Origin of the sequence: Oceanobacillus sp. FSL W7-1293 (assembly GCF_037969815.1) — a bacterium.
Lineage (GTDB): Bacteria > Bacillota > Bacilli > Bacillales > Amphibacillaceae > Oceanobacillus > Oceanobacillus oncorhynchi.
Genome location: NZ_CP150212.1, coordinates 2479800 through 2501210 on the forward strand (window position 1 = coordinate 2479800; position 21411 = coordinate 2501210).

20 protein-coding genes and 1 other RNA gene are annotated in these 21411 nt (G+C 39.7%); 6 read left to right on the forward strand and 15 right to left on the reverse strand.

What is annotated here, in order from left to right:
* Positions 1-13: 13 nt before the first annotated feature.
* Positions 14-505, reverse strand: a complete 492-nt coding sequence (locus MKY65_RS12190) for a dihydrofolate reductase (protein WP_339177179.1) — start codon at positions 503-505, stop codon at positions 14-16.
* Positions 506-541: 36 nt separating this feature from the next.
* Positions 542-1495, reverse strand: coding sequence for a thymidylate synthase (locus MKY65_RS12195; protein ID WP_339177182.1), 954 nt, complete (start codon positions 1493-1495; stop codon positions 542-544).
* A 440-nt stretch (positions 1496-1935) separates the two neighbouring features.
* On the opposite strand from MKY65_RS12195, the gene MKY65_RS12200 reads away from it, so the two are divergent.
* The 4 genes from MKY65_RS12200 (at position 1936) to MKY65_RS12215 (ending at position 4951) form a co-directional block, all read left to right on the forward strand.
* Positions 1936-2136 (forward strand): cold-shock protein, encoded by a 201-nt coding sequence (locus MKY65_RS12200; RefSeq protein WP_042534079.1) that lies wholly within the window; start codon positions 1936-1938, stop codon positions 2134-2136.
* 498 nt (positions 2137-2634) lie between these two features.
* Positions 2635-2745 carry a cytochrome c oxidase subunit 2A gene (locus MKY65_RS12205; RefSeq protein ID WP_339177184.1) on the forward strand — a complete coding sequence of 37 codons (111 nt, stop codon included), beginning with the start codon at positions 2635-2637 and terminating at the stop codon, positions 2743-2745.
* A gap of 18 nt (positions 2746-2763) precedes the next feature.
* The gene (locus MKY65_RS12210) at positions 2764-3297 is read left to right on the forward strand and encodes a cytochrome B5 (protein ID WP_339177186.1); all 534 of its coding nucleotides are present in this window, start codon (positions 2764-2766) and stop codon (positions 3295-3297) included.
* Positions 3266-4951 carry a b(o/a)3-type cytochrome-c oxidase subunit 1 gene (locus MKY65_RS12215; protein WP_339177188.1) on the forward strand — a complete coding sequence of 562 codons (1686 nt, stop codon included), beginning with the start codon at positions 3266-3268 and terminating at the stop codon, positions 4949-4951. Before MKY65_RS12210 ends, MKY65_RS12215 begins: the two co-directional genes overlap by 32 nt.
* 240 nt (positions 4952-5191) lie before the next feature.
* Here MKY65_RS12215 and MKY65_RS12220 read toward each other — a convergent pair whose 3' ends face one another.
* From MKY65_RS12220 to MKY65_RS12245, 6 genes are all read right to left on the reverse strand, one after another.
* Positions 5192-6322 (reverse strand): class I SAM-dependent RNA methyltransferase, encoded by a 1131-nt coding sequence (locus MKY65_RS12220; protein WP_339177190.1) that lies wholly within the window; start codon positions 6320-6322, stop codon positions 5192-5194.
* 121 nt (positions 6323-6443) lie between these two features.
* Positions 6444-6829, reverse strand: an RNA gene (rnpB, locus tag MKY65_RS12225) — RNase P RNA component class B.
* Between the two features lie 57 nt (positions 6830-6886).
* Complete coding sequence (gpsB, locus tag MKY65_RS12230) at positions 6887-7201, reverse strand: cell division regulator GpsB (RefSeq protein ID WP_339177191.1); 315 nt, start codon at positions 7199-7201, stop codon at positions 6887-6889.
* 212 nt (positions 7202-7413) lie between these two features.
* Complete coding sequence (locus tag MKY65_RS12235) at positions 7414-7806, reverse strand: cytidine deaminase (protein WP_042534089.1); 393 nt, start codon at positions 7804-7806, stop codon at positions 7414-7416.
* A gap of 34 nt (positions 7807-7840) precedes the next feature.
* Positions 7841-8200: a DUF1798 family protein gene (locus tag MKY65_RS12240; RefSeq protein WP_339177193.1), complete on the reverse strand. Its 360-nt coding sequence runs from the start codon at positions 8198-8200 to the stop codon at positions 7841-7843.
* 117 nt (positions 8201-8317) lie between these two features.
* The gene (locus MKY65_RS12245) at positions 8318-8533 is read right to left on the reverse strand and encodes a hypothetical protein (RefSeq protein WP_339177195.1); all 216 of its coding nucleotides are present in this window, start codon (positions 8531-8533) and stop codon (positions 8318-8320) included.
* A gap of 714 nt (positions 8534-9247) precedes the next feature.
* Between MKY65_RS12245 and recU the strand changes: the two genes are divergently transcribed.
* Positions 9248-9826 carry a Holliday junction resolvase RecU gene (gene recU, locus MKY65_RS12250; protein ID WP_339177196.1) on the forward strand — a complete coding sequence of 193 codons (579 nt, stop codon included), beginning with the start codon at positions 9248-9250 and terminating at the stop codon, positions 9824-9826.
* Positions 9827-9844: 18 nt separating this feature from the next.
* Positions 9845-12805: a PBP1A family penicillin-binding protein gene (locus MKY65_RS12255; protein ID WP_339177199.1), complete on the forward strand. Its 2961-nt coding sequence runs from the start codon at positions 9845-9847 to the stop codon at positions 12803-12805.
* Positions 12806-12866: 61 nt separating this feature from the next.
* Here MKY65_RS12255 and nth read toward each other — a convergent pair whose 3' ends face one another.
* The 7 genes from nth to MKY65_RS12290 all read right to left on the reverse strand — a co-directional run bounded on the left by nth (position 12867) and on the right by MKY65_RS12290 (position 21408).
* The gene (gene nth / locus MKY65_RS12260; protein ID WP_339177200.1) at positions 12867-13520 is read right to left on the reverse strand and encodes an endonuclease III; all 654 of its coding nucleotides are present in this window, start codon (positions 13518-13520) and stop codon (positions 12867-12869) included.
* 4 nt (positions 13521-13524) lie between these two features.
* Positions 13525-14217, reverse strand: a complete 693-nt coding sequence (locus MKY65_RS12265) for a DnaD domain-containing protein (protein ID WP_339177201.1) — start codon at positions 14215-14217, stop codon at positions 13525-13527.
* A 162-nt stretch (positions 14218-14379) separates the two neighbouring features.
* Positions 14380-15672, reverse strand: a complete 1293-nt coding sequence (gene asnS / locus MKY65_RS12270) for an asparagine--tRNA ligase (RefSeq protein ID WP_339177202.1) — start codon at positions 15670-15672, stop codon at positions 14380-14382.
* Between the two features lie 98 nt (positions 15673-15770).
* Positions 15771-16286 carry a hypothetical protein gene (locus MKY65_RS12275; RefSeq protein ID WP_339177203.1) on the reverse strand — a complete coding sequence of 172 codons (516 nt, stop codon included), beginning with the start codon at positions 16284-16286 and terminating at the stop codon, positions 15771-15773.
* Between the two features lie 141 nt (positions 16287-16427).
* Entirely contained in the window at positions 16428-19232 is a 2805-nt protein-coding gene (dinG, locus tag MKY65_RS12280; RefSeq protein WP_339177205.1) for an ATP-dependent DNA helicase DinG, read from the reverse strand.
* 32 nt (positions 19233-19264) lie between these two features.
* On the reverse strand, positions 19265-20245 hold the full coding sequence (locus tag MKY65_RS12285) for a biotin--[acetyl-CoA-carboxylase] ligase (protein ID WP_339177207.1): 981 nt from the start codon (positions 20243-20245) through the stop codon (positions 19265-19267).
* Positions 20221-21408 carry a CCA tRNA nucleotidyltransferase gene (locus MKY65_RS12290; protein ID WP_339177209.1) on the reverse strand — a complete coding sequence of 396 codons (1188 nt, stop codon included), beginning with the start codon at positions 21406-21408 and terminating at the stop codon, positions 20221-20223. The genes MKY65_RS12285 and MKY65_RS12290 overlap by 25 nt, the downstream gene beginning before the upstream one ends.
* Positions 21409-21411 lie beyond the last annotated feature (3 nt).

The following is a 21411-nucleotide window of genomic DNA, read 5'->3' on the forward strand; positions in this document are numbered from 1 at the left end:
AACGTTAGACAAGTTAATTTTTGCGATCGTACTGCAGAAAATAATAGTCATAGGGATTTTTCTCATTTTTTATGCCTTTTTGCTTTTCCGTCAGCTCCCAAGCCGATTCATCAAAATCAGGGGCAAATGTATCGCCGGGGAATTCTTCATCAATCCGTGTAATATACATGCGGTCAGCGATAGGCAATGCCTGTTCATAAATCTCTCCGCCGCCGATGATGAAATATTCTTCCTCTGGGTGCGCTGTGTTCCAGTGCTCTACATCAGATAAGTCATGAATAATTTCTACACCGTCAAGTGCTAAATCCTTATTTCTGGTCAGGACAACATTACGCCTGTTCGGGAGAGGCCCGTTCATCGATTCTAATGTTTTTCTTCCCATAATAATCGTGTTTCCGGTGGTCTTCTCTTTAAAAAATTTTAAGTCCTGCGGCAAATGCCAGGGCATCCCACTTTGATAGCCGATCACATTATTCCTGCTAGCGGCAAATAGTAATGAAATCATGCGTTATCCTCCATTCATTTGTGTATGCTTCATTATTTAAACGGCGATTGGCGCTTTAATGACTGGATGCGGATGATAATTTTCGATTTCCAAATCCGTTATTTCAATATCAAAAATAGATTTCCCAGGGGCATTTATCTTTAATACCGGCATCTCCCGGATATCTCTTTCTAACTGCTGGTTAACCTGTTCTATATGATTGGAATAGATATGTGCATCTCCAAAAGTATGAACAAACTCGCCCGCTTCTAATCCGCATTCATGTGCAATTAAATGCGTTAACAGTGCATAGCTGGCAATATTGAACGGAACGCCGATAAATACATCCGCACTGCGCTGATAGAGCTGACAGGATAATTTTCCATCCGCTACATAAAATTGAAACAGCGTATGACAAGGCGGCAGGGCCATCGTCGGAATATCCTCCGGGTTCCAGGCAGATACAATATGGCGTCTGGAGTTTGGATTGTTTTTAATCGCTTCAATGGTCTCTTTTAATTGATCGATGGATTCTCCTTTAGACGTTTCCCAATCTCTCCACTGTTTCCCGTAGACAGAACCCAAATCGCCATACGTTTGAGCGAAGGCATCATCCTGGAGTATTTTCTCCTTGAACAGCTCCATTTGCTGGTCGTATTCTTTTTTAAAGGCAGCGTCCTCTTGACTGCGTATCCCAAAGTTTGTCATATCCGGGCCTGTATACTCCGCGCTTTTAACCCATTTCTCAAAAGCCCATTCGTTCCAGATATTATTATTATGCTCCAGTAAATAGCGGATGTTTGTATCTCCTTTGATAAACCATAATAACTCTGTAGCAATCAATCGGAACGGAACTTTTTTTGTAGTTAACAGCGGGAACCCCTTCTGTAAATCAAATCGTATTTGATGGCCAAAAACGGAATAAGTACCTGTGTTTGTCCGATCATCGCGATTCTCTCCCGTAGCTAATATTTTACGGCATAAATCTAAATAGCCTTGTTCTCCCTGCATTTATAATCCTCCTCTATATAATATGTCTCCTGAACTTAAATTATTTTAGCAAGAGCTTATATTGACTATATTATTTCATTTCCCATTGTCTATCCTCAGGTTTTTAAACAACCCTATTATAACAGAAATTCATAGTCTATATGTTTCTCAACTTTAAATTAATCCATTTAGAATAAAGAAAATAAATCATATATATTCAAAACCTTTTGATTATTATAGAAAATGGTAAGGTTTTCTTGACTACGAAAAAAATTTAAGCTAATATGGGTACAAGCAAAGAAGATAGCACGGAATCATTAGAAAGTAAAGGCAGCTTCGATAGACAGAAGTGGATGATTATGATCCCGTTCTTCTATCGGAGGCTGCCTTTTTTCATATTTCGTTCTTCTGCTTTGTAATCACACGCGTTTTACGTGGAAGTATTTAGGAGGAAATTTAACATGGAAAACGGAGTAGTAAAATGGTTTAATGCAGAAAAAGGTTACGGGTTTATTCAATTAGAGGAAGGGAATGATATTTTCGTACATTATTCTGCTATTCAAGAAGAAGGCTTTAAAACACTAGAAGAAGGACAAGAAGTTGTCTTCGATGTAGTGGAAGGCGAACGCGGTCCACAAGCAGCAAACGTTGAGAAAAAATAAAAACTATTATAGATGCAAGCAGAATCCTTGAGAGGGGTTCTGCTTTTTTTATTGGTAATCATAATTGATTCCTTCAGGTAAGGTCCCTCCTCTGCCACGGATTACATCGAAGTGAATAATCGAAATGCCTGCTTTTGCAGGAAACAAAGAAAATCTCATTGCTTTAAAAACAAACAAAGCCAAACTAATCCTCTCTCCGCCTTTTTTGCTGACTGATATCATACATGATGCAATGCTTCCCTTATTAGGAAATAGTTAAAAACCCTATAAAATTGACCAGGATTTTGCACACGTATTATTACATTTTGTCAATGATTTTCTATATTTGTTCACTAAAAAGACATAAACTTTTCTAACCAAAAAGTTTGTAAAATAGTTAAATCACCTTGTTTGTGAATAAGTGAACGAATTGTGAAAAGTGCGATTTGACAACGTACACAAGACTTATTTTCGATATGATAGTCATATAGGCAAGAAGTTACAAAAGGGGTGAATCACATGAAAAAACCTGAATCTAATTTAAAGGGTACATTTTTTTCCGTAATCACTATAGGGGTTGTTATTCTTATCAGCTGGTTTGCAGTATTTTTATTATTTTTATCGCGATAAAGAAGGAGGAGAAAGAAGATGCACTTACACAAATATGAGAAGATATGGCTTATCTTCGGCGGCGGGGCACTTGTATTATTTCTGCTGATACTTGGATTTGGGGCATTCTATTTAGGCACACATCCGCAAAGTCACGGTGCGACCATTGACCCTGAGAATGTAGAAGCTAACGAGGCCTTCCAGAGAGAGAATCTCGGGCTGACACAAGTAGATGAAGATAGATATATTGTTAATGTGGTTGCGAGTACCTTCAATTATGATTTAGGAGATGACGAGGAAGGAAACGCAGTATCTCACATTGAAATACCTAAAGGATCAACTGTTTTATTTCAGGCAGTTACAACCGATGTTATCCATGGATTAAATGTTGCCGGCACCAACGTCAATATGATGGTGGAGCCTGGGTACATCAGCAGCTTGGAAGTAGAGCTTAATCAAACAGGAGAATTCACATTAGTATGTAATGAATATTGTGGTGTAGGACACCATATGATGTTTGCGACAGTGGAGGTGGTTGACGATGAGTCTCGCAATGAAACAGCAGCCGAATGAAGAAATTAATGTAACACCCTTAACGATTACAAAACCCGAAGCGAAATTATACCTTTCCTTTATGTACGTTGCATTTATTTCTTTATTTATTGGCGGATTAATGGGGTTATTACAAGTATTGGTGCGTTCCGGCGATTTTGAACTACCGCTTGGTATCGGCTATTATCAAATACTTACTTTACACGGCGTTATTCTGGCATTAGTACTGACTACCTTCTTCATTATCGGCTTTCAATATTCCTTATTAGGTAAAACCGTCGGAATGTCCGATAAACAACGGAAGCTGGGCTGGCTGTCTTTTTGGACGATGACGATAGGGACAGCTTTAACAGGAACAGCAATTTTACTGGGGGAAGCAAATGTTCTATATACCTTCTATGCGCCATTAAAAGCACATCCTATCTTTTATATCGGTCTTGCGCTTGTGGTCGTAGGCTCTTGGATCGCTGCTTTTGTAAATTGGCATCAGGTCTATGTTTGGAAAAAAGCGCATCCAGGTCAGAAAACACCACTGTTAGCATTTATGGTTACGATTAATATGATTATGTGGGTTATTTGTTCCATAGGCGTAGCAGTAGCAGTTCTGGTCCAATTCATCCCATGGTCATTAGGCTATGCAGAAACGATTAATGTTCTGTTAAGCCGGACATTATTCTGGTATTTTGGCCATCCGCTGGTTTATTTCTGGTTATTGCCTGCATATATGGCTTGGTACGCGATTATACCAAAGATTATTGGCGGAAAAATATTCAGTGATTCGTTAGCAAGACTTTCCTTTGTTTTATTCTTATTTTTCTCCATTCCTGTTGGTTTTCACCATCAGCTTACAGAGCCGGGAATTGATCCAACATGGAAGTTTATTCAGGTAGTTCTTACCTTTATGGTTATTGTACCAAGTTTAATGACTGCATTTTCAATGTTTGCTATGTTTGAAACTACAGGAAGAAAGCAAGGTGCGACCGGATTGTTTGACTGGTTTAAAAAATTGCCTTGGAAGGACGTCCGTTTTGTAGCCCCGTTTGTTGGAATGCTTGCGTTTATTCCTGGAGGAGCCGGCGGTATTATTAACGCATCTCACCAATTGAATACGCTTGTTCATAATACGATTTGGGTAACAGGACATTTTCATTTAACAATTGCGACAACAGTACTTCTCACTTTCTTTGGGATTGCATACTGGTTAATACCGCATTTAACCGGCAGAATACTGACACCAAAGCTTCATAAGCTGGGAATTTATCAGACCATTATTTGGGCTGTCGGAATGCTGATTATGTCTGGAGCGATGCATATCCAAGGCCTTTTAGGCGGACCAAGAAGATCCTCCTTCTCCGAATACGGCGGTACCGAGCAAGCGGCAGAATGGGTTGGTTATCAGACTGCACAGGCTGTTGGAGGCACCCTCTTGTTTATCGGCATTGTGCTGATGGTATACATCTTTGTGGAATTAATCGCATTTGCTCCTAAAGGGGAAGAAGAATACCCTATTGCGGAAGAAGAAGAGGATGCGCAGCCTACACCGCAATGGATGGAAAATTGGAAGCTGTGGATTGGAATCACAATCGCTTTGATATTATTTGCATATACGATTCCGATGATAGATATTATTCAAAATGCGCCGCCAGGATCTCCTCCATTTGACGGTATTTTATAAGGGGAAATAATTCAATAAATGATGAACAGAAAAATATATAAACATCTCGAAACTGATTTTAAGTATAAGCTGGACCGTGAATTGACAAAAATTGAAAAAGAATTTTTTAAATGGATTGCGGAAAAACACGTCTCTGAACAAGACAAAAAGAATTCATTTGAAAAATAATAAAAAATGCAGCAGATAATCGTTTTTCCATGATTACCTGCTGCATTTTTTAATGCTTGATTACAAGGGATTCTAATCCTCTTTCTGCCCGAAATATTGATAATAATTCGTCTGGATAAATCCATTAAACAGCTTACGTTTCTTTGTGGCCGGTTTTCCATATACTTTTTCAAATTGCTCATACGCCGTAATAATGTATGCACTCCAGGATGGATGATGACGCATGATATCCCCCAGATCCTGATACATCTTCTCTACTTCTTCTCTATCGCTTAAACGTTCTCCGTATGGCGGATTCGTGATTAAATAACCGTCCTTTTGTTTGATTGTAAGATCGCTGACCTGCATCTGCTTCCACTCAATCAAATCACCAAGTCCTGCTTCCAGGGCATTTGCCTGTGCTGTTTCAATCAGCTGATGACTGATATCCGAACCAGTGATAAATAAAGGCTGGTCATAGTTCGCCATCTCTTCTGCTTCTCCAAAAGCCGCATCCCAATGCTTCTGTTTTACGAAACTCCATTCCTCTGAAGCAAATTCACGATTAAATCCAGGTGCAATGTTTTGGCCGATGAGAGCAGCCTCAATTAAAATCGTTCCAGAGCCGCAGAATGGGTCAATCAAAGGCTGGTCAGGCTTCCAGTTGGTTAATTGAACAAGCGCTGCTGCAAGTGTCTCTTTTAAAGGAGCTTCCCCCTGCCCGACACGGTATCCTCGCTTGTGTAAGCCTGTCCCGGAAGTATCAATCGTCAGTGTTGCTTCATCCTTTAATAGAGCAATCTCAGTTTTATAAAGCGCTCCGGATTCCTCCAGCTTATTAATGAGTCCATATTTTAATTTCATCCGTTCTACAATTGCTTTTTTCACAATTGCTTGGCAATCTGGTACACTGTATAGCGTCGATTTAACTGATTTGCCGGATACAGGTATCTGCCCTGTTTCGTCAATATAACTTTCCCAAGGAAGCGCCTTGGTTTGTTCAAATAATTCATCAAATGTCTTGGCCTGAAACTTGCCGACAAGAATTTTTACGCGGTCAGCGGTTCTTAACCATAAATTACATCTTGGGATAGCGGAAATTGGCGCATCAAAGATAACTTTTCCGTTTTCTACTGCGGCTTCATATCCAAGGTCTCTTACTTCTTTTGCAACAATTGATTCAAGTCCCATCGCTGCTGTAGCAATTAAAGTTACTTGTTTCATTTTTAAATATTCCTCTCGGTCATTAGTCATTATTAGTATGTTTATCATTTAAAGAAAAAAAGATTCTATTTCATTTAATTGGAAATAGAATCTGTTTGTTCATCAGCACGACCTTTAAATGTCCGGTAAGCCATGTTCTGTTCCATTGTACTGCAAACGGTGGTCAAGCCTCGTACGCCGGTTGTAATCATCTATCTACAGCTGTTGCTGTCCCTCGTTCGGTTCTATTCCCTACTAAAGGATGCCCCTACCATTATTTGGGTTGCTCACTCGCGGGGTTTACCTCGTTCCACCTGGTATGTTTCCACACCAGCTACGTCACTGTGGCACTTTCAAGAGAGCTGACATATCACAAAAAGTGACTTAGTACAGCTCGTCTGCCGTTAGTTTATTAAAAACTACCTTGACTTATGATTTCATCAAGCACGAACACTACAGGCATCGCAGCCTGTGTGAGCATGGACTTTCCTCTATATCCAAAAATGGACATAGCGATTACATAGACATTTAAGCAGCCTAAAACAGTTTAGCAAAGTTCTTAAAAAAAATCAATCATCTCTTCTGTTATTCTTCTGAATCAGTGTATCTTTTTCCAAATACAGCTTTTTCAAGATTAGATAGCCGTTTTAATACGTCATAATTAACCTGTGAGTTTTGCTGTGTAGAACGTGCTCTAGGTGTTTCTGCTGCTGGACGATTGCTTTTCAATTTTTCGATCTCTTCGTTTAGACGATCAATTTCCTGTTTGAAATTATCGTAATCCTGAATAATGATATCTAAAAATTCATCTACTTCTTCCTGAGAATACCCTCTGATTCCTGTTTTAAAATCTTTTTCTAAAATTTTCTTTCCATTAAGTTGAACGCGATCAATACTCATTACCAAATCACCTCTGAAATATACTATTACTTATCATTTTTCATCATGTGTTTTTATTTTAACATTATTCTATATTTATTAAAGCTATTATAACATAAAAAAGGAAACTGAATATCAGTCTCCTTCTAAAATTTATAAATCTCTGCAATACTTCCGTTTAAAAAAGGGTTATCATTGCCGGTTTCACGCTATCTGATAAATGCACAGGCTTTTTAATCCATGTCTTCCTTTTGGAATGAAAAAGGTAATAATTGATCTGTAGTGAGCGTCTGTACATCTTTGTTTAAATTAGTTAAGTGGATGGTCATATCAGGAGCGAAAAATTCACTCATCACCTGCCTGCACGTCCCGCACGGAGGCACTGGACGTTTTGTATCTGCTGCAACAGCCATCTCCGTAAATTCTGTCTCTCCGTCTGAAATAGCTTTAAAAATAGCAACCCGTTCTGCACAGCAGGTAGATGGATAGGCAGCATTTTCGATATTGCATCCCGTATAGATTTTCCCTGAGCTGGTTAACAGTGCGGCACCTACCGGAAATTCGGAATAGGGTACATACGCTCTAGCTCTGATTTGAATGGCTTCTTCAAGTAATTTTTCTTTCATGTGAATGTTCCTCCTGACACTTTCGCATCTCTCTTTATTTATCTTCTTCCAAGGTATCCAGCAGTAAATCAAAAACATATCGAATGGACGTATATAATTCCATATACCTTTTTCTTCTGACATCCAAATAATAACTATGCATCAACAATAATTCCATATTCTCTCTTGTTGATTGAACTTGATTTGGGTGAACGGACGCTTTTCTTTCTTTTACTGCGGCTGAAGCATCTCTCTCCCAGCTTTCTAATAAATCATAGATAGGAGCTGTCTCTGCTTTTACCATATTAAAAAATGAACGGTCTTTTCGGTCACTGGGAGCTTCGCTTTTCTCAAACCTCTCCCGAAGTGTTTCTAAATAGTGATTTAACTTCTCTGTTTGTTCGCTGAGTTTCATTTTAAATAGTCATCCTTCAATTTCAAACTGCATGCTTTTATATAAAATCGTTAAATAAATTTTATCATATAATAGATAGAAAAGTCATGAACAACACATAAAATTACCTGCAAATGATTATAATAGCTGTTTTAGTCTTTGAAATTCCAGTTCGGTTTGTTTTAAACTATTTGTTTTTGTTTGAAATTGCACCCATACCTCACTATCTACTTTTGCTTTTAATTTAAAATGAATCAACGCAAGCTGTTCCTGAATTTGTTCTATTTGTGCTTCCATATCCTTTTTGCTGTATCCTTTATTTTCTTCGGTAAGGGCAGATTTTGAAAGTAACATATTTTATTCTCCTCCTATATATTTAAAAATAAAATCGTACGTTTCTAAAAGCGGATGCGCTACTTATTCCACGTGAGAAGGGAAACCTCCTTCCTATTCGACAAAACTAGAATAATCAAAACAAAACTAGTGCAAAACTGTAATGATTTGCACAAAATTAGACAAGCTATATAATGAAGCCTTATGCTGCTGGAGGTTTCATTAGCTCTTCCTTCAAGAGGAATACAGTAAATAAACGAAAGCAGCTATTTACAAGGAAAAGGAGGTTAATATTCATGAAACCGTCAAAAGGACAGCAAAAAACGAATGCGAATAACAAAAAGAATAACAATGAGAAAACAAGAGATAAAAAAATAGCAGGTCCTGACCGTCCTTCCACTTAAATTAAAAAATATTTTCAGCAAATAACCTAATTCTATTTTGCGGGTATATCCTGTCCGCAGAATACAATTAGGTTCTTTTTTTAGCTTCAACCCTTATGAATAGATGCAATTATGCGTAGACTATGTAAGGCTGATGCAAATGGAAGTGCATTGTTTTATTTCTCCATATTTTGGCCATATCTTTTTAGATTTCGCACGCTATAATTCGTTTCCTTCTTGAATTTATATTATAATATATGGTGTACTGGTTTTATATGTATCCTGCCCGAGACAGTAACGTTTCTATATTGCTGTTTTTCATTTAGGATAGCGCGTTAGGAGGCTTGCGAATATGAATTATCCAAATGGTCAGCGGAAACCACTAACCATAAAACCAAAGCAAACAAGTTTTAGCAGGAGAGGAATGACGCTTGAAGAAGAAATAAATGAAACCACAGATTTTTATCGAATACAAGGACAAGCAGTTATTCATAAAAAACCGACACCCGTGCAAATTGTAAATGTCCATTATCCAAGACGGAGTGCTGCAGTAATTACCGAAGCATACTTTAAACAAGCATCAACTACTGATTACAACGGCATTTATAAAGGAAAGTATATTGATTTTGAGGCAAAGGAAACGAAAAATAAAACATCTTTTCCACTTGCCAATATTCATGAACATCAAGTGCATCACATGCAGCAAGTAATAAAGCACGGTGGAATCAGCTTTATTATTTTACGGTTTAGAGCTTATGAAGAAACTTATCTATTCGATGCAAAAGATTTATTTGTTTGCTGGCAGGAGCAATTTGATGGTGGTAAGAAATCAATTTCTTATAATCATGTAAAAAAATTGGGGTATCCTATCCCCTTTCATTACCAGAAAAAAGTTGATTTTTTATCTGTTGTTGATAAGCTCTACCTATAGATATGGAGGTATAAAAAAATGGCAGATCAAACGAGCCAAACAAGAGCTGCTAGAAGAAAGCAGCAAGGAAAGAAAACAAAAAAGAAAAAGAAACAGCCGATTTGGAAAAAAATCATTAAAATTACTTTGTTATTATTGTTGATTTTATTCTTAAGCGGAACTGCTGTCGGTGCCTATTGGATTGCCACTGCACCAGATATTGATGAAGATCAGTTAACGGTTCCTTTTGCTTCTACCCTTTATGATAAAAATGGCGATCAATTTGCCAATTTAAGTTCAGATGAACAAAGACAGGAAGTAAGATTTGAAGAACTGCCGGATTTACTAATCGATGCTGTAACAGCGACAGAGGATGTCCGCTTTTTTGACCATAACGGGATCGATGTCAGACGTATCGGCGGAGCGATCCGTGGGAACTTTACCGGCGGATTTGGTTCTCAGGGTGCAAGTACCATTACACAGCAGGTGGTAGAGCGTGCATTTTTAAGTAATGAGAAGAAAGTAAGCATTAAAGTCCAGGAAATGTGGATGGCAATGAAGCTGGAAAGACAATATAGTAAAGAAGAAATCATGGAAATGTACTTAAATAGTATTTTTTACGGCAGTCATTCCTATGGTGTTGCTCAGGCAGCAGAAACTTATTTTGGAAAAGAGGATTTAAATGATCTTACTTTGCCGGAAGCTGCTATTTTAGCTGGTTTGCCGCAGCGGCCGACAGCCTATAACCCATTTGAAAATCCGGAATTGACGGAAGAACGAATGAACACCGTATTAAATTTAATGGTGCGCCATGGCAAGATTACAGAAGCAGAGGCAGATGAGGCAAGAAGTGTTGACGTTACTTCTCTATTAACAGAAGACCGTCCTGATCCGACACCATATGATGCATTTATTGATCAGGTTCGTCAAGAAATCGACGAAAAATTGGAGGATGTAGAGCTTGATGCGGATGGGTTGAAAGTATATACAACGCTTGACCCCGATGCACAGCCATATGTTGAAAGCCTGCTTGATGAGGAAGAATCGTCAATCAGTTACCCTGATAATACACAGGGAGCCATGGTTGTATTAGATACACAGTCCGGTGCTATCCAAGCAATCGGCGGCAGTCTGAATAACGAAGGCGGTTTTAATTATGCTACCAGAGGTACAACACAGGCTGGTTCCACTGCAAAACCGATTATGTCTTATGGACCGGCAATTGAATATAATCAAATGTCAACATACCATCAGTTAGATGATGAAGGCCCTTATGAAATTGAAGGTTCGAATCCAATAAGGAATGCCACTAGAACTTATAACGGCTGGGTAACTGCGAGATATGCACTGCAGCAATCGCTAAATGTCCCAGCAGTAAAACTGATGGAAGAAGTCGGCCCTGAAAATTCCAAGGAATTTGCTGAAAATCTGGGCTTTGAATTTGATTCAGGTAACCTGGATCTCCGTGAAGCAATTGGCGGGACAGAAACAGAAGTTACCCCGATGCAAATGGCAGGAGCATATAGCGCATTTGGGAATGAAGGTAATTACACAGAGCCATACGCTGTAACCAAAGTAGAATTCTCAGATGGCCGGGAAATTGATTTAACACCGGAGTCTGAACAAGTGATGGAAGATTATACAGCTTATATGGTAACCGATATGCTTAAATCTGTGGTCAGCTCTGGTACTGGTACAAATGCAGCAGTGCCTGGACTGGACGTTGCCGGTAAGACCGGAACAACGACAATGGATGGCCAAGAAGGAAGCCGGGACGCCTGGTTTGTCGGCTATACAACAAACTATACAATCGCAGCATGGACTGGCGGTTATAATTCAGAAGGCGGCGGCCGTGTACCGCTTCAGGATACTACCCTGTCTCAGCAAATATTCAGACAGACAATGAGTCATTTATCAGAAGGAATCGATACGCCTGACTTTACCCGTCCTGATTCTGTCGTTGAGTTAGCCATCGAAAAAGGAACCAATCCGGCTGCCTTGGCAAGTGACAGTACACCAAGTGATAGCAAAGTGACTGAGTTATTTGTTAAGGGGCATGAACCGAGTCAAGTGTCTGAACGCTATGAAGAGCTGGACGCCGTAAGCGGGCTGTCTGGAAGCTATAATGAAGACAATAATTCCATTGAAGTATCTTGGGATTATGATACCGATTCGGAAGAAGATGTTAATTTCGACATAAGTGCCAGCATTGATGGCGGCAGTATGCAGTCCCTCTCTTCTACCAGTGACACATCCATGGAAATTTCAGATGTGGAAGAAGGCGCAGAGTATACGATACAGGTTATAGCCGAAAGAGGCTCATTAAGCAGTGATCCGGCTACAACAACTGTTCAAGTACCCGGCGGCGAGGAGGACGAAGAGGAAGAAGACGAAGAAATACCAGAAGTGAGCGGTCTTTCCGCTGAATATGACGGAGATGAAACAATTAATGTTTCATGGGGCTATGATGGCCCATCCGCTAATTTTGAAGTAAGCGTAAATGGAGATACTGAAAATGTAGGATCAAATAGTATCAATGTAAGTGGAGTTACCCCGGGCGACTACAATATTTCCGTCACGCCAATAAGTGACGAAAACAGCGATCTTCGCGGTCCTTCTTCATCTACAAGCGTGACTGTGCCTGAAGCAGAAGAGGAAGAAGACGAAGAAGAAACGGAAGAGGAAGAGCCTCCAGAAGATGAGAACGAAGAAGAATCGGAATCTGATTCTGGTTCCGATTCCGAATCGGAATCCGATTCGGGCTCTGATTCTGAATCGGATTCATCCGAAGACACGAATACTGATGATAATGATTCAAATAATGGGAATGACGAAGAGAATAATGATTCCTCCGGTAATGGTGACAGCAACGGGGATTCAGATAATCAGGAAGCGCCGCAGGAAGAAAGCAATTCCGATGAGGAAGACACGAATGACCCTGCGCCTCAGAACGAATCAGATAGCAACAATGGCAATGACGAAGAAAACACAGAGGAATAAAAAAATAATCCCGGTCCATCAATGGACCGGGATTATTTTTTTATTGTTTTTTCTAAGGAGCTCATGCTTCTATTTTCTTCATCCGCTTTTTTCCCTCTCTGCAGAGATACAATAATGGACACTCGGGACAATTGGGGTTCCTGGCTTTACAGTGGTAGCGCCCAAAGAAAATCATCCGATGATGTGTGACGCTCCATTCATTTCTCGGGACCTTGCGCATCAGTGTATTTTCTACTTCTACAACACTGTCCTTCCATCTGCAGATACCTAAGCGCTTGGATACCCGTTCCACATGGGTATCCACGGCAATTGACGGTTCATTAAAAGCAACAGAAGCAACGACATTTGCTGTTTTTCTGCCGACACCGGCCAGTTTAACCAATTCGTCTTTCGTTTTCGGGACTTCCCCGTTATAATTATCAATTAAAGTACGACAAAGCTTTTGAATATTTTTTGCCTTGGACCGGTATAAACCAATAGAACGAATATCATTTTCCACTTCTTCTAATGGCACTGCAAGATAATCCTCCGGTGTTTTATATTTTTGGAATAAATCTGCTGTTACCTTGTTAACCAATTTATCTGTACATTGTGCAGAAAGCAAAACAGCAATAACTAACTCAAAGGGATTAGAATGTACAAGCTCTCCCTCTGCATCTGGAAACATTTCTGCCATGGCATCTAAACATTCTCTTATTTGTGTATTATTCAGCATAAACTCAATCTCCTTCCAGCCAATTATAATAAAAGGATGTATCTCTTTTAGGACGTGTATTGGTTTGATGATTATTATCTGATTTGCCCTGATGAAATTGCTGACTTGCTTTTCTGGCGTCCTGTACCGTGTGGATCCCTTTTTTCTTCCATTCTCTTAAAATACGGTCAATGTATTTGAAATTTAATTTGCTCATAAGTACCGATTCACGCAGCCCTGCTTTTATTAACGATGGTTCTATCCCATCCTCATCCAGCCAGCTGTTAATGGTTTCTATTTCAAATGGCGACAAAGGTCTTCCAAATTCCTGTTCAAATAAAATAAAGATATTCCCTATGTTTTCTTCATCACGATTAACTACAGCGGTATCTTCCTCATATAATTTTTCCATTAATGGTTCTAGAGAATATGATTCACTGATAGGCGTCTGCTCAGAATCATTTTTTTCAATAGACAGAAACCCTTTCTGTACTAATTTTCGCAGCATACGGGCTGCCTCTTCTTCTGAAAAACTCCCTGATTGAGCCAATTCAAAAGGGGTTGGAAAATGGTTTCCTTCATCAGCAAAACGGGTAATCTGTATGAGTAAAATAAGCTCTGTTTCATTTAGCCCTAATTCGTAATAAGTTGTCAGCAATTTTTTGGATACAGTCATTTGATCTTGGATAATTTCTTGGTAATTTATTTTTTTATTCATTCTAGCACCTCAGATAACAGTATAGCATTTTTTCATAATGAAGATAGGAAAAACCCCTCGCTTACGAGCAAGGGATTTATGGATAATCATGACGTAATCTATGGATTGCGTATTTGTAAAACAGAGATTCCAACGCCTCTAATAAGACGCATAGAGCTTTTTTTAAGGGTATAAACGATTCAGCAGTCTTGGGAATGGAATCGTTTCGCGAACATGTTCTACTCCGGATAACCAGGCTACCGTTCTTTCCAGACCTAAGCCAAATCCGCTGTGCGGAACACTGCCATATTTGCGCAGTTCCAAGTACCATGCATACGCTGGTCCAGTAAGTCCATGCTCTTCATAACGGCGCTCCATTAATTCCAGGTCATCGATACGTTGTGATCCGCCGATAATCTCTCCATAGCCTTCCGGAGCAATCAAGTCAGCACATAGCACAACATCGGAACGTTCCGGGTCCGGCTTCATATAGAAAGCTTTGATATCTTTCGGATAGTTTGTAATGAAAACAGGCTTATCATAGCTTTCGGCAATTGCTGTTTCATGCGGAGCACCGAAGTCTTCTCCCCATTCGATATCATCGAAGCCTTTTTCTTTTAAGAATTCTACTGCGTCATCATAGCTAATTCGCGGGAATGGAGCTTTGATTTTTTCAAGTTTAGATGTATCTCTTTCTAATATTTTCAGTTCTAAAGCACAGTTTGCTAACACAGATTGTACAATAAAGCTGACATAGTTTTCCTGGACCTGCAAGCTGTCCTCGTGATCCATAAATGCCATCTCTGGCTCAATCATCCAAAATTCAATCAGATGTCTTCTTGTTTTGGACTTTTCTGCGCGGAACGTCGGACCAAATGAAAATACTTTTCCTAATGCCATTGCCGCTGCTTCCATATAAAGCTGTCCGCTTTGGGATAAATAGGCTTCTTCATCGAAATATTTTGTATGGAAAAGCTCGGTTGTCCCTTCAGCAGAGGAACCGGTTAAGATAGGCGGGTCCACCTTTACAAAACCGTTCGTATTAAAGAATTCATAGGTAGCCCGGATAATCTCGTTTCGAATCTTCATAACGGCGTGCTGCTTTTTAGAACGAAGCCATAAGTGACGATGATCCATCAGGAATTCCGTGCCATGATTTTTTGGCGTAATCGGGTAATCTGTTGCTTCATGAATTACCTCCAGATGACTTACCTGCATTTCATAGCCGAAATCAGAGCGCGTATCTTCTACGATTTTTCCGGTAACATATAGAGATGTCTCTTGCGTCAGGTTTTTAGCATCTGAGAATACTTCCTCCGATACATCACTTTTCACAACCACACCTTGCATAAATCCGGTACCATCACGAAGCTGTAAGAAAGCAATTTTGCCGCTTGATCGTTTATTTGCCAGCCAGCCGCCAATGGTTACCTCCTCGTTTACGTGTTTCGGTGCTTCTTGAATTGTTATCTTCATCTTAAAATCCTCCAACTTGTTATTAAACGTTTCTTATTTATTGTGTCTTTCTGCTAAAAAAGGTGATTCTTTTACTGTGTTCCGGCAGCTTTGTCCGCTTATGGGAACATTTTATCGTACGTGTATCTTTCTTCCAGACTCTGTCCATCAATCGAATAATAATCCATGACAAACCGATTATCTTTATCATGATACGTAATTTCCCACAGAGCCTGACCATCTTCATAGGCAGGGCTGATATCTGAAAATCGGCATGTATCACAGCTGGATGACCAGGCATCTATGATAGCCTCTTCACTCATCATATCCTCCGTATCAATCGCAATTAATTCACGTTCCTCCCCTTCTAAGGGAAGAAAAACGAGGCGCTCCTCATTGTCTTCATTACTTGCATAAAATACGTGGTAATTATTTTCCCCATAGTAGCCCTGTATCGAATGAACATTTTGATAAGAGGTCTGCGATTCTATTTGATTTTTCGTATTATCAAATCCTGCTGTCCGGCTATCGTTGATTATTTGATATAAATAAATGCTGTAGCCTATTCCGATAAGCAAGAGGACTGTGATTATAATCAATGTCCATAATACCCATCTATTTTTTGATTCCCTCATGTCATTCCATCCGTTTCTTCTAAGATTATCTTTCATCATTTACTATACCTAGATGTGCGGTTCCTGTAAACAAATACCGTTAAAAAATAACTTTGCATCAGCGGGGAGGAAATATTCCCGCTGATGAGCAGCTGTTCTTATTTATTGATGAAACCATTCTTCGGCATTGCTTATCAAATGCCGTGTTGCTTCATAATGAACAGGTACGGCGGGGATGGATTCCAAAAAGTATTTCCCGTATCTAGCTGTTTTAATCCGTCCATCGCAAATAAATACAATTCCTCTGTCTTCTGAGGAGCGGATTAACCGCCCAAAACCCTGTTTAAATTTAATGACTGCCTGTGGCAAAGACAGGTTCATAAACGGGTTTTTTCCTTCTTCTTTCATCTGATGCGATTTCGCTTCAAAAACAGGATGGTTTGGCGGCTGAAAAGGCAGTCTGGCCATTACAAGCGCCGATAAATCCTCCCCTGGTATATCTACACCCTCCCAGAAAGAGCTTGTTCCAAGCAGGATTGCCTGATCATAGGATTGGAAATTCTTCTTTAACCTGCTTCGGCTTCCGCTTGTCACTCCTTGGGCAATAATGACGTATTGCTGCTCTGTCATCATTTCCTTTAACAAATCATTTGCCTTTTTCAGCATGTCATAGGAGGTAAACAAGACGAGCATTCTGCCTGAAGTAATCTCTGCCAGCGATAAGATTGCTTCACATACAGCGTAAACAAAATCATCAATGTTTCCATATTTAATATCTGGAAAATCAGTTGGAATCAACAATTGCACCTGTTTATCATACTGAAACGGGGAAGCAATTTGCTCTGTTAATAAATCTTGTTCAGCTACGCCTAATCTTTCTTTTATAAATGTAAAGGAGCTTCCCATTGTTAATGTCGCACTGGTGAAGATGACACTCTCTTTTTTGGAGAAAAAGTCTTCAGCCAGTATCGGAGCGATATCCGCCGGCTCACTGTAAAGAAATACACTATGGTGCTTTCCTTTTAAATCTACTTCAGCCCATTTAATCAACGTTACCTCATTTTGTTCCTGGAACATCACTTTTAAATCTTCTATATATTTTACTAACGCATCCTGCATTTGACCGATATCTTCCAGAAATTGTTTTTCATCTCCATTGTCTACGGAATATGCATCCATTAATTGAGATAAAACATCCAATAGCCTCTGAAAATGCATACGCAAGCGTGCCGCCATATCCTGAGCAAGCTGCCAGGAATCCTGCTGATAGGTTTCCGGCTTGATACGATATTGGACTCTTCCCAAATCACTGGTTGCTTTATCGTTCTTCTGCTGTGACCTGACAAAACGTTCAATCAGATGAAAAAGTTCATCAATATCATACTTCGCTTCTCTGATAGCTGTATTCCATTTATGAGCTAATGCTTCTCTTTGTCCTATATCAGAAGCTTTCAGAACGGAACTGAATTGTTTATCCTCATCAGCTGTCCCCAAATAATTACATGTAAATTGCATTTGTATGTAATCCAGTTTCAGCCCGTAATGATGGGATGCTGTTTCTTCAAAATGATGCGCCTCATCAATAATGGCCTTTTGATAGCATGGTAAAAAAGCATAGTCATTAAACATATCCGTGCAAAGCAAGGCATGGTTGGTAATGACAACATCTGCTTTTTGAGCCCTTCGTCTGGCCAGCTGATAATAGGAATGGTGGAACCAGGGCGATTTTGGATTCATTGTCTTCTCTACATCAGCAGAAACCTTCTGGAAGAAAATATAGCCTCCTGCCGGCAGTTGAATCTCATCAATATCTCCTGTTTCTGTCTCCGTGATCCATACGAGTAATATCGCCTTTGTCAGGACAAAATCATAATTATCCTTTGGTCCGTAATCAAGCTCATAAAGAAACTTCTCCAAATTTAAGTAATGATTTTTTCCTTTCATTAAAGCCACTTTAAAAGGATTTGTGATAATCTTCCTTAATAAAGGAATTTCTTCTTCCAGCAGCTGGCTCTGTAATTGAGTTGTATACGTGCTGATGACGATGCGTTCACGTTGGTTAACAGCCTGATAAACAGCTGGCAATAAATAAGCTAATGATTTTCCTGTACCGGTTCCCGCTTCGATAAACGCATGTTTTTTTGCAGAAAAGGCATCATAAATCGTCTCTGACATTTGTCGCTGTCCTTCCCTCGGCTCATAGGAAGAAAAGGCTCTCGAAAGCGCTCCCTGTTCCTCATAAATGGCATCTAAGTATTCTCCGAACGATATGTCTATCTGCGCATCTGATTTCGTCTCTTTTTCAGACATACGAAAAGCAAGCCCCTGATAATGCTTTATTTGCTTATCCGGATGCTCTCGGAACGCTATTTCTTCCAGACGGTTATCCAGGATAGCCGCTAAGTCGGATTGCAGTTTTTCTTCGAGATTTTTTAGTTTAAATAACGTTTCATATGGAAGATGATCTAATTTCTCTTTTAACTTCATAAATAGCTTTGCCGTTACATACGCATCTGATAAAGCACGGTGCGGATCATCATGATGCAGCTCGAAATGCGTTGCCAGATGACTCAATTTATAGCTGGATATACTCGGGAATAATATTCTGGACAGCTCCACTGTGTCCAGAACCTGATTTTTTAATTCGGGATAACCGTTCGACGTTAATTCCATATTGAGAAAGCCGACATCAAAGGCGGCATTATGGGCAACAATATAACTGTCCTCTAAAATCCGGGTGATTTCTTCCGCTTCATCGCTAAATAACGGAGCGTCCTTTACTTCTTCATCATGAATCCCTGTCAGATGAGAAATAAATGGAGGGATAGGCTGATTGGGATTTAATAAGGTCGTCTTTGTTTCTTTAATTTCATCATTTTCAAGCGCAACCATGCCTATTTCAATTATTTTCCCCGACTTTGACGGAGAATTCCCGGTCGTTTCCAGGTCAATCACAACATATCGCAACAGATCACCTCCAATCTATATTTTCGTTTTTTCTAGCGGTCAAACCATGTGATTTCAGCAGAATAAAGCGTTACAGGACTGCCTTCCGCTGATTCCGCAATCAGGGCCCCTTCGTCAGTAATCCCTAAAAAGCGGCCGGTCCACTCCTCATGAAATGTTTTGATTTTAATATTTTCTCCTATTTTAAAAGCATGTTCTTCCCATTCCGATTTAATAGCTTTAAAACCATTATTTAAATACATCTCATATGTATTTTCAAAATGCTTTAATATTGTCTGAACGATTTTAATCTTATCCCAGTTATTCCCGGATTCTCTTTTTAAGGAGGTTGCAATATCTCGAATGGAAGCATCCCAGCTCGCTTCATCCTGATTCACATTTAAGCCGATACCAATCAAAACATAATTGATTCGGTCTTGCTCTCCCTGCATTTCTGTTAAAATACCGCAGAGTTTTTTGTCTCCGATTAATAAATCATTCGGCCATTTGATACCGATGGGTAATCCGGTCAGCTGATGGAGTGCTTTTCTTAAAGCAACCGCTGTTAACAGCGTCAGTTCAGAAGCTTTATTCGGTGGAATCGGCGGTCTGAGCAGGAGAGTCGTCCATAACCCTTCTTTATCCGAAAACCAATTCTTTTTCATTCTTCCTCTTCCTGCTGTCTGCTCCTCTGCAATGATGATCGTGCCATCCGGAGCATTGTCCCGGGCTGCTTCATGTCCAATGATTTGAGTCGACGGTGTTGCCTCTTTATGAATAATATGATGCCCCATCCATTTTGTTTCCAAACCCCAGCGGATCGTATTACTGCTGACTTTATCCGGAAACGAAACAATCCGATAGCCCTGGCTTCTTTTCGCATCAATATGATAGCCATCACTTTCCAAGTCCTTCATATGCTTCCAGATTGCATTCCGGGAAATGCCTAATTGTTCAGAGAGCGCTTGGCCAGAGACGTAGCTCATTTTATTTTTGGATAATAGTTTGATTAATCTTGAACGGGTAGATTCCATTGTATCCAGTCCTTTATTTTCGATTTTTCATTTGCCAGCTTGGAGGTAACAATTTGGTATTCTATTTCATCTAATTGCTGCTTTATCCATTTACCTTTTGGGCGTTCAGGAAACCATTTCATTAAATCATATCCATTCACACAAAGCTCTTTTTTAGATAAAATAGGAAGCTTCTCCCGGATAGAATAAAACACTTCTATATCAATGATTTTCTTATCGGTCTGTTTTACTAAGTATATGAAAAAGTCCCACTGTTCTCTTGGCAGCTGATAGACAAACCAGGCATCTATGCCATTCTCTTTATAGCGATGATATGCATCTACAAGCGTGTTTGCTTGCTGCTTTAATTGATTGGAACATTTATAGGCCTTGGTACAGTCTGCTGCCGTGATAGATTCACTATTTAGCTCGACAAACGCAAAAACAGGTGCGAGCGAAGCAACAGGCTCTATTTCCTTTAACAGCAAAGGAGTGTCTTTAAAAATAGGCAGGTGGTGATAGAGCTCTAATTCAAAAATATACTCCACTGCTTTGCTAAAATAAGCACCAGCGCATAATTTTTCTAATTCAACGGTTAACCGTTCCACTGCTAATTTATCTATTAATGCTCTGCAGCTTTTCATAGCTTCTTTTGTCTTATCTTCAATGGAAAAACCTAATTGGCTGGAAAAACGCAGCGCACGGATAATGCGTAAAGCATCCTCTTTGAACCGGTCTGCTGCATCACCTACCGTCTGGATTCGTCTGCCGGCAATGTCCTCTCTTCCCCCAAAAGGGTCTAATATCTTGCCATTGGCATCCATGGCAATAGCATTCATGGTAAAATCTCTGCGTTTTAAGTCTTCTTTTATATCGCGGACAAAATGAACTTCATCCGGCCGGCGGTGATCTGTATAGGTCCCTTCTGTCCGGTAAGTAGTTACCTCAAAAGATTCCTGTTCATACCGGACAATCACGGTACCATGCTCGATTCCCACCGGGATGACCTTCGGGAAAATAGCTTGTATTTCTGAAGGAAAAGCTGATGATGCAATATCTACATCATGAATAGGGCGGCCGATAATATAATCGCGTACACAGCCGCCGACGAAGTATGCTTCGTAATGATGCTCTTCTATGATGGATATTATGTTTGCTGCCTTATGAAAAATAGATGGTAGCATGCT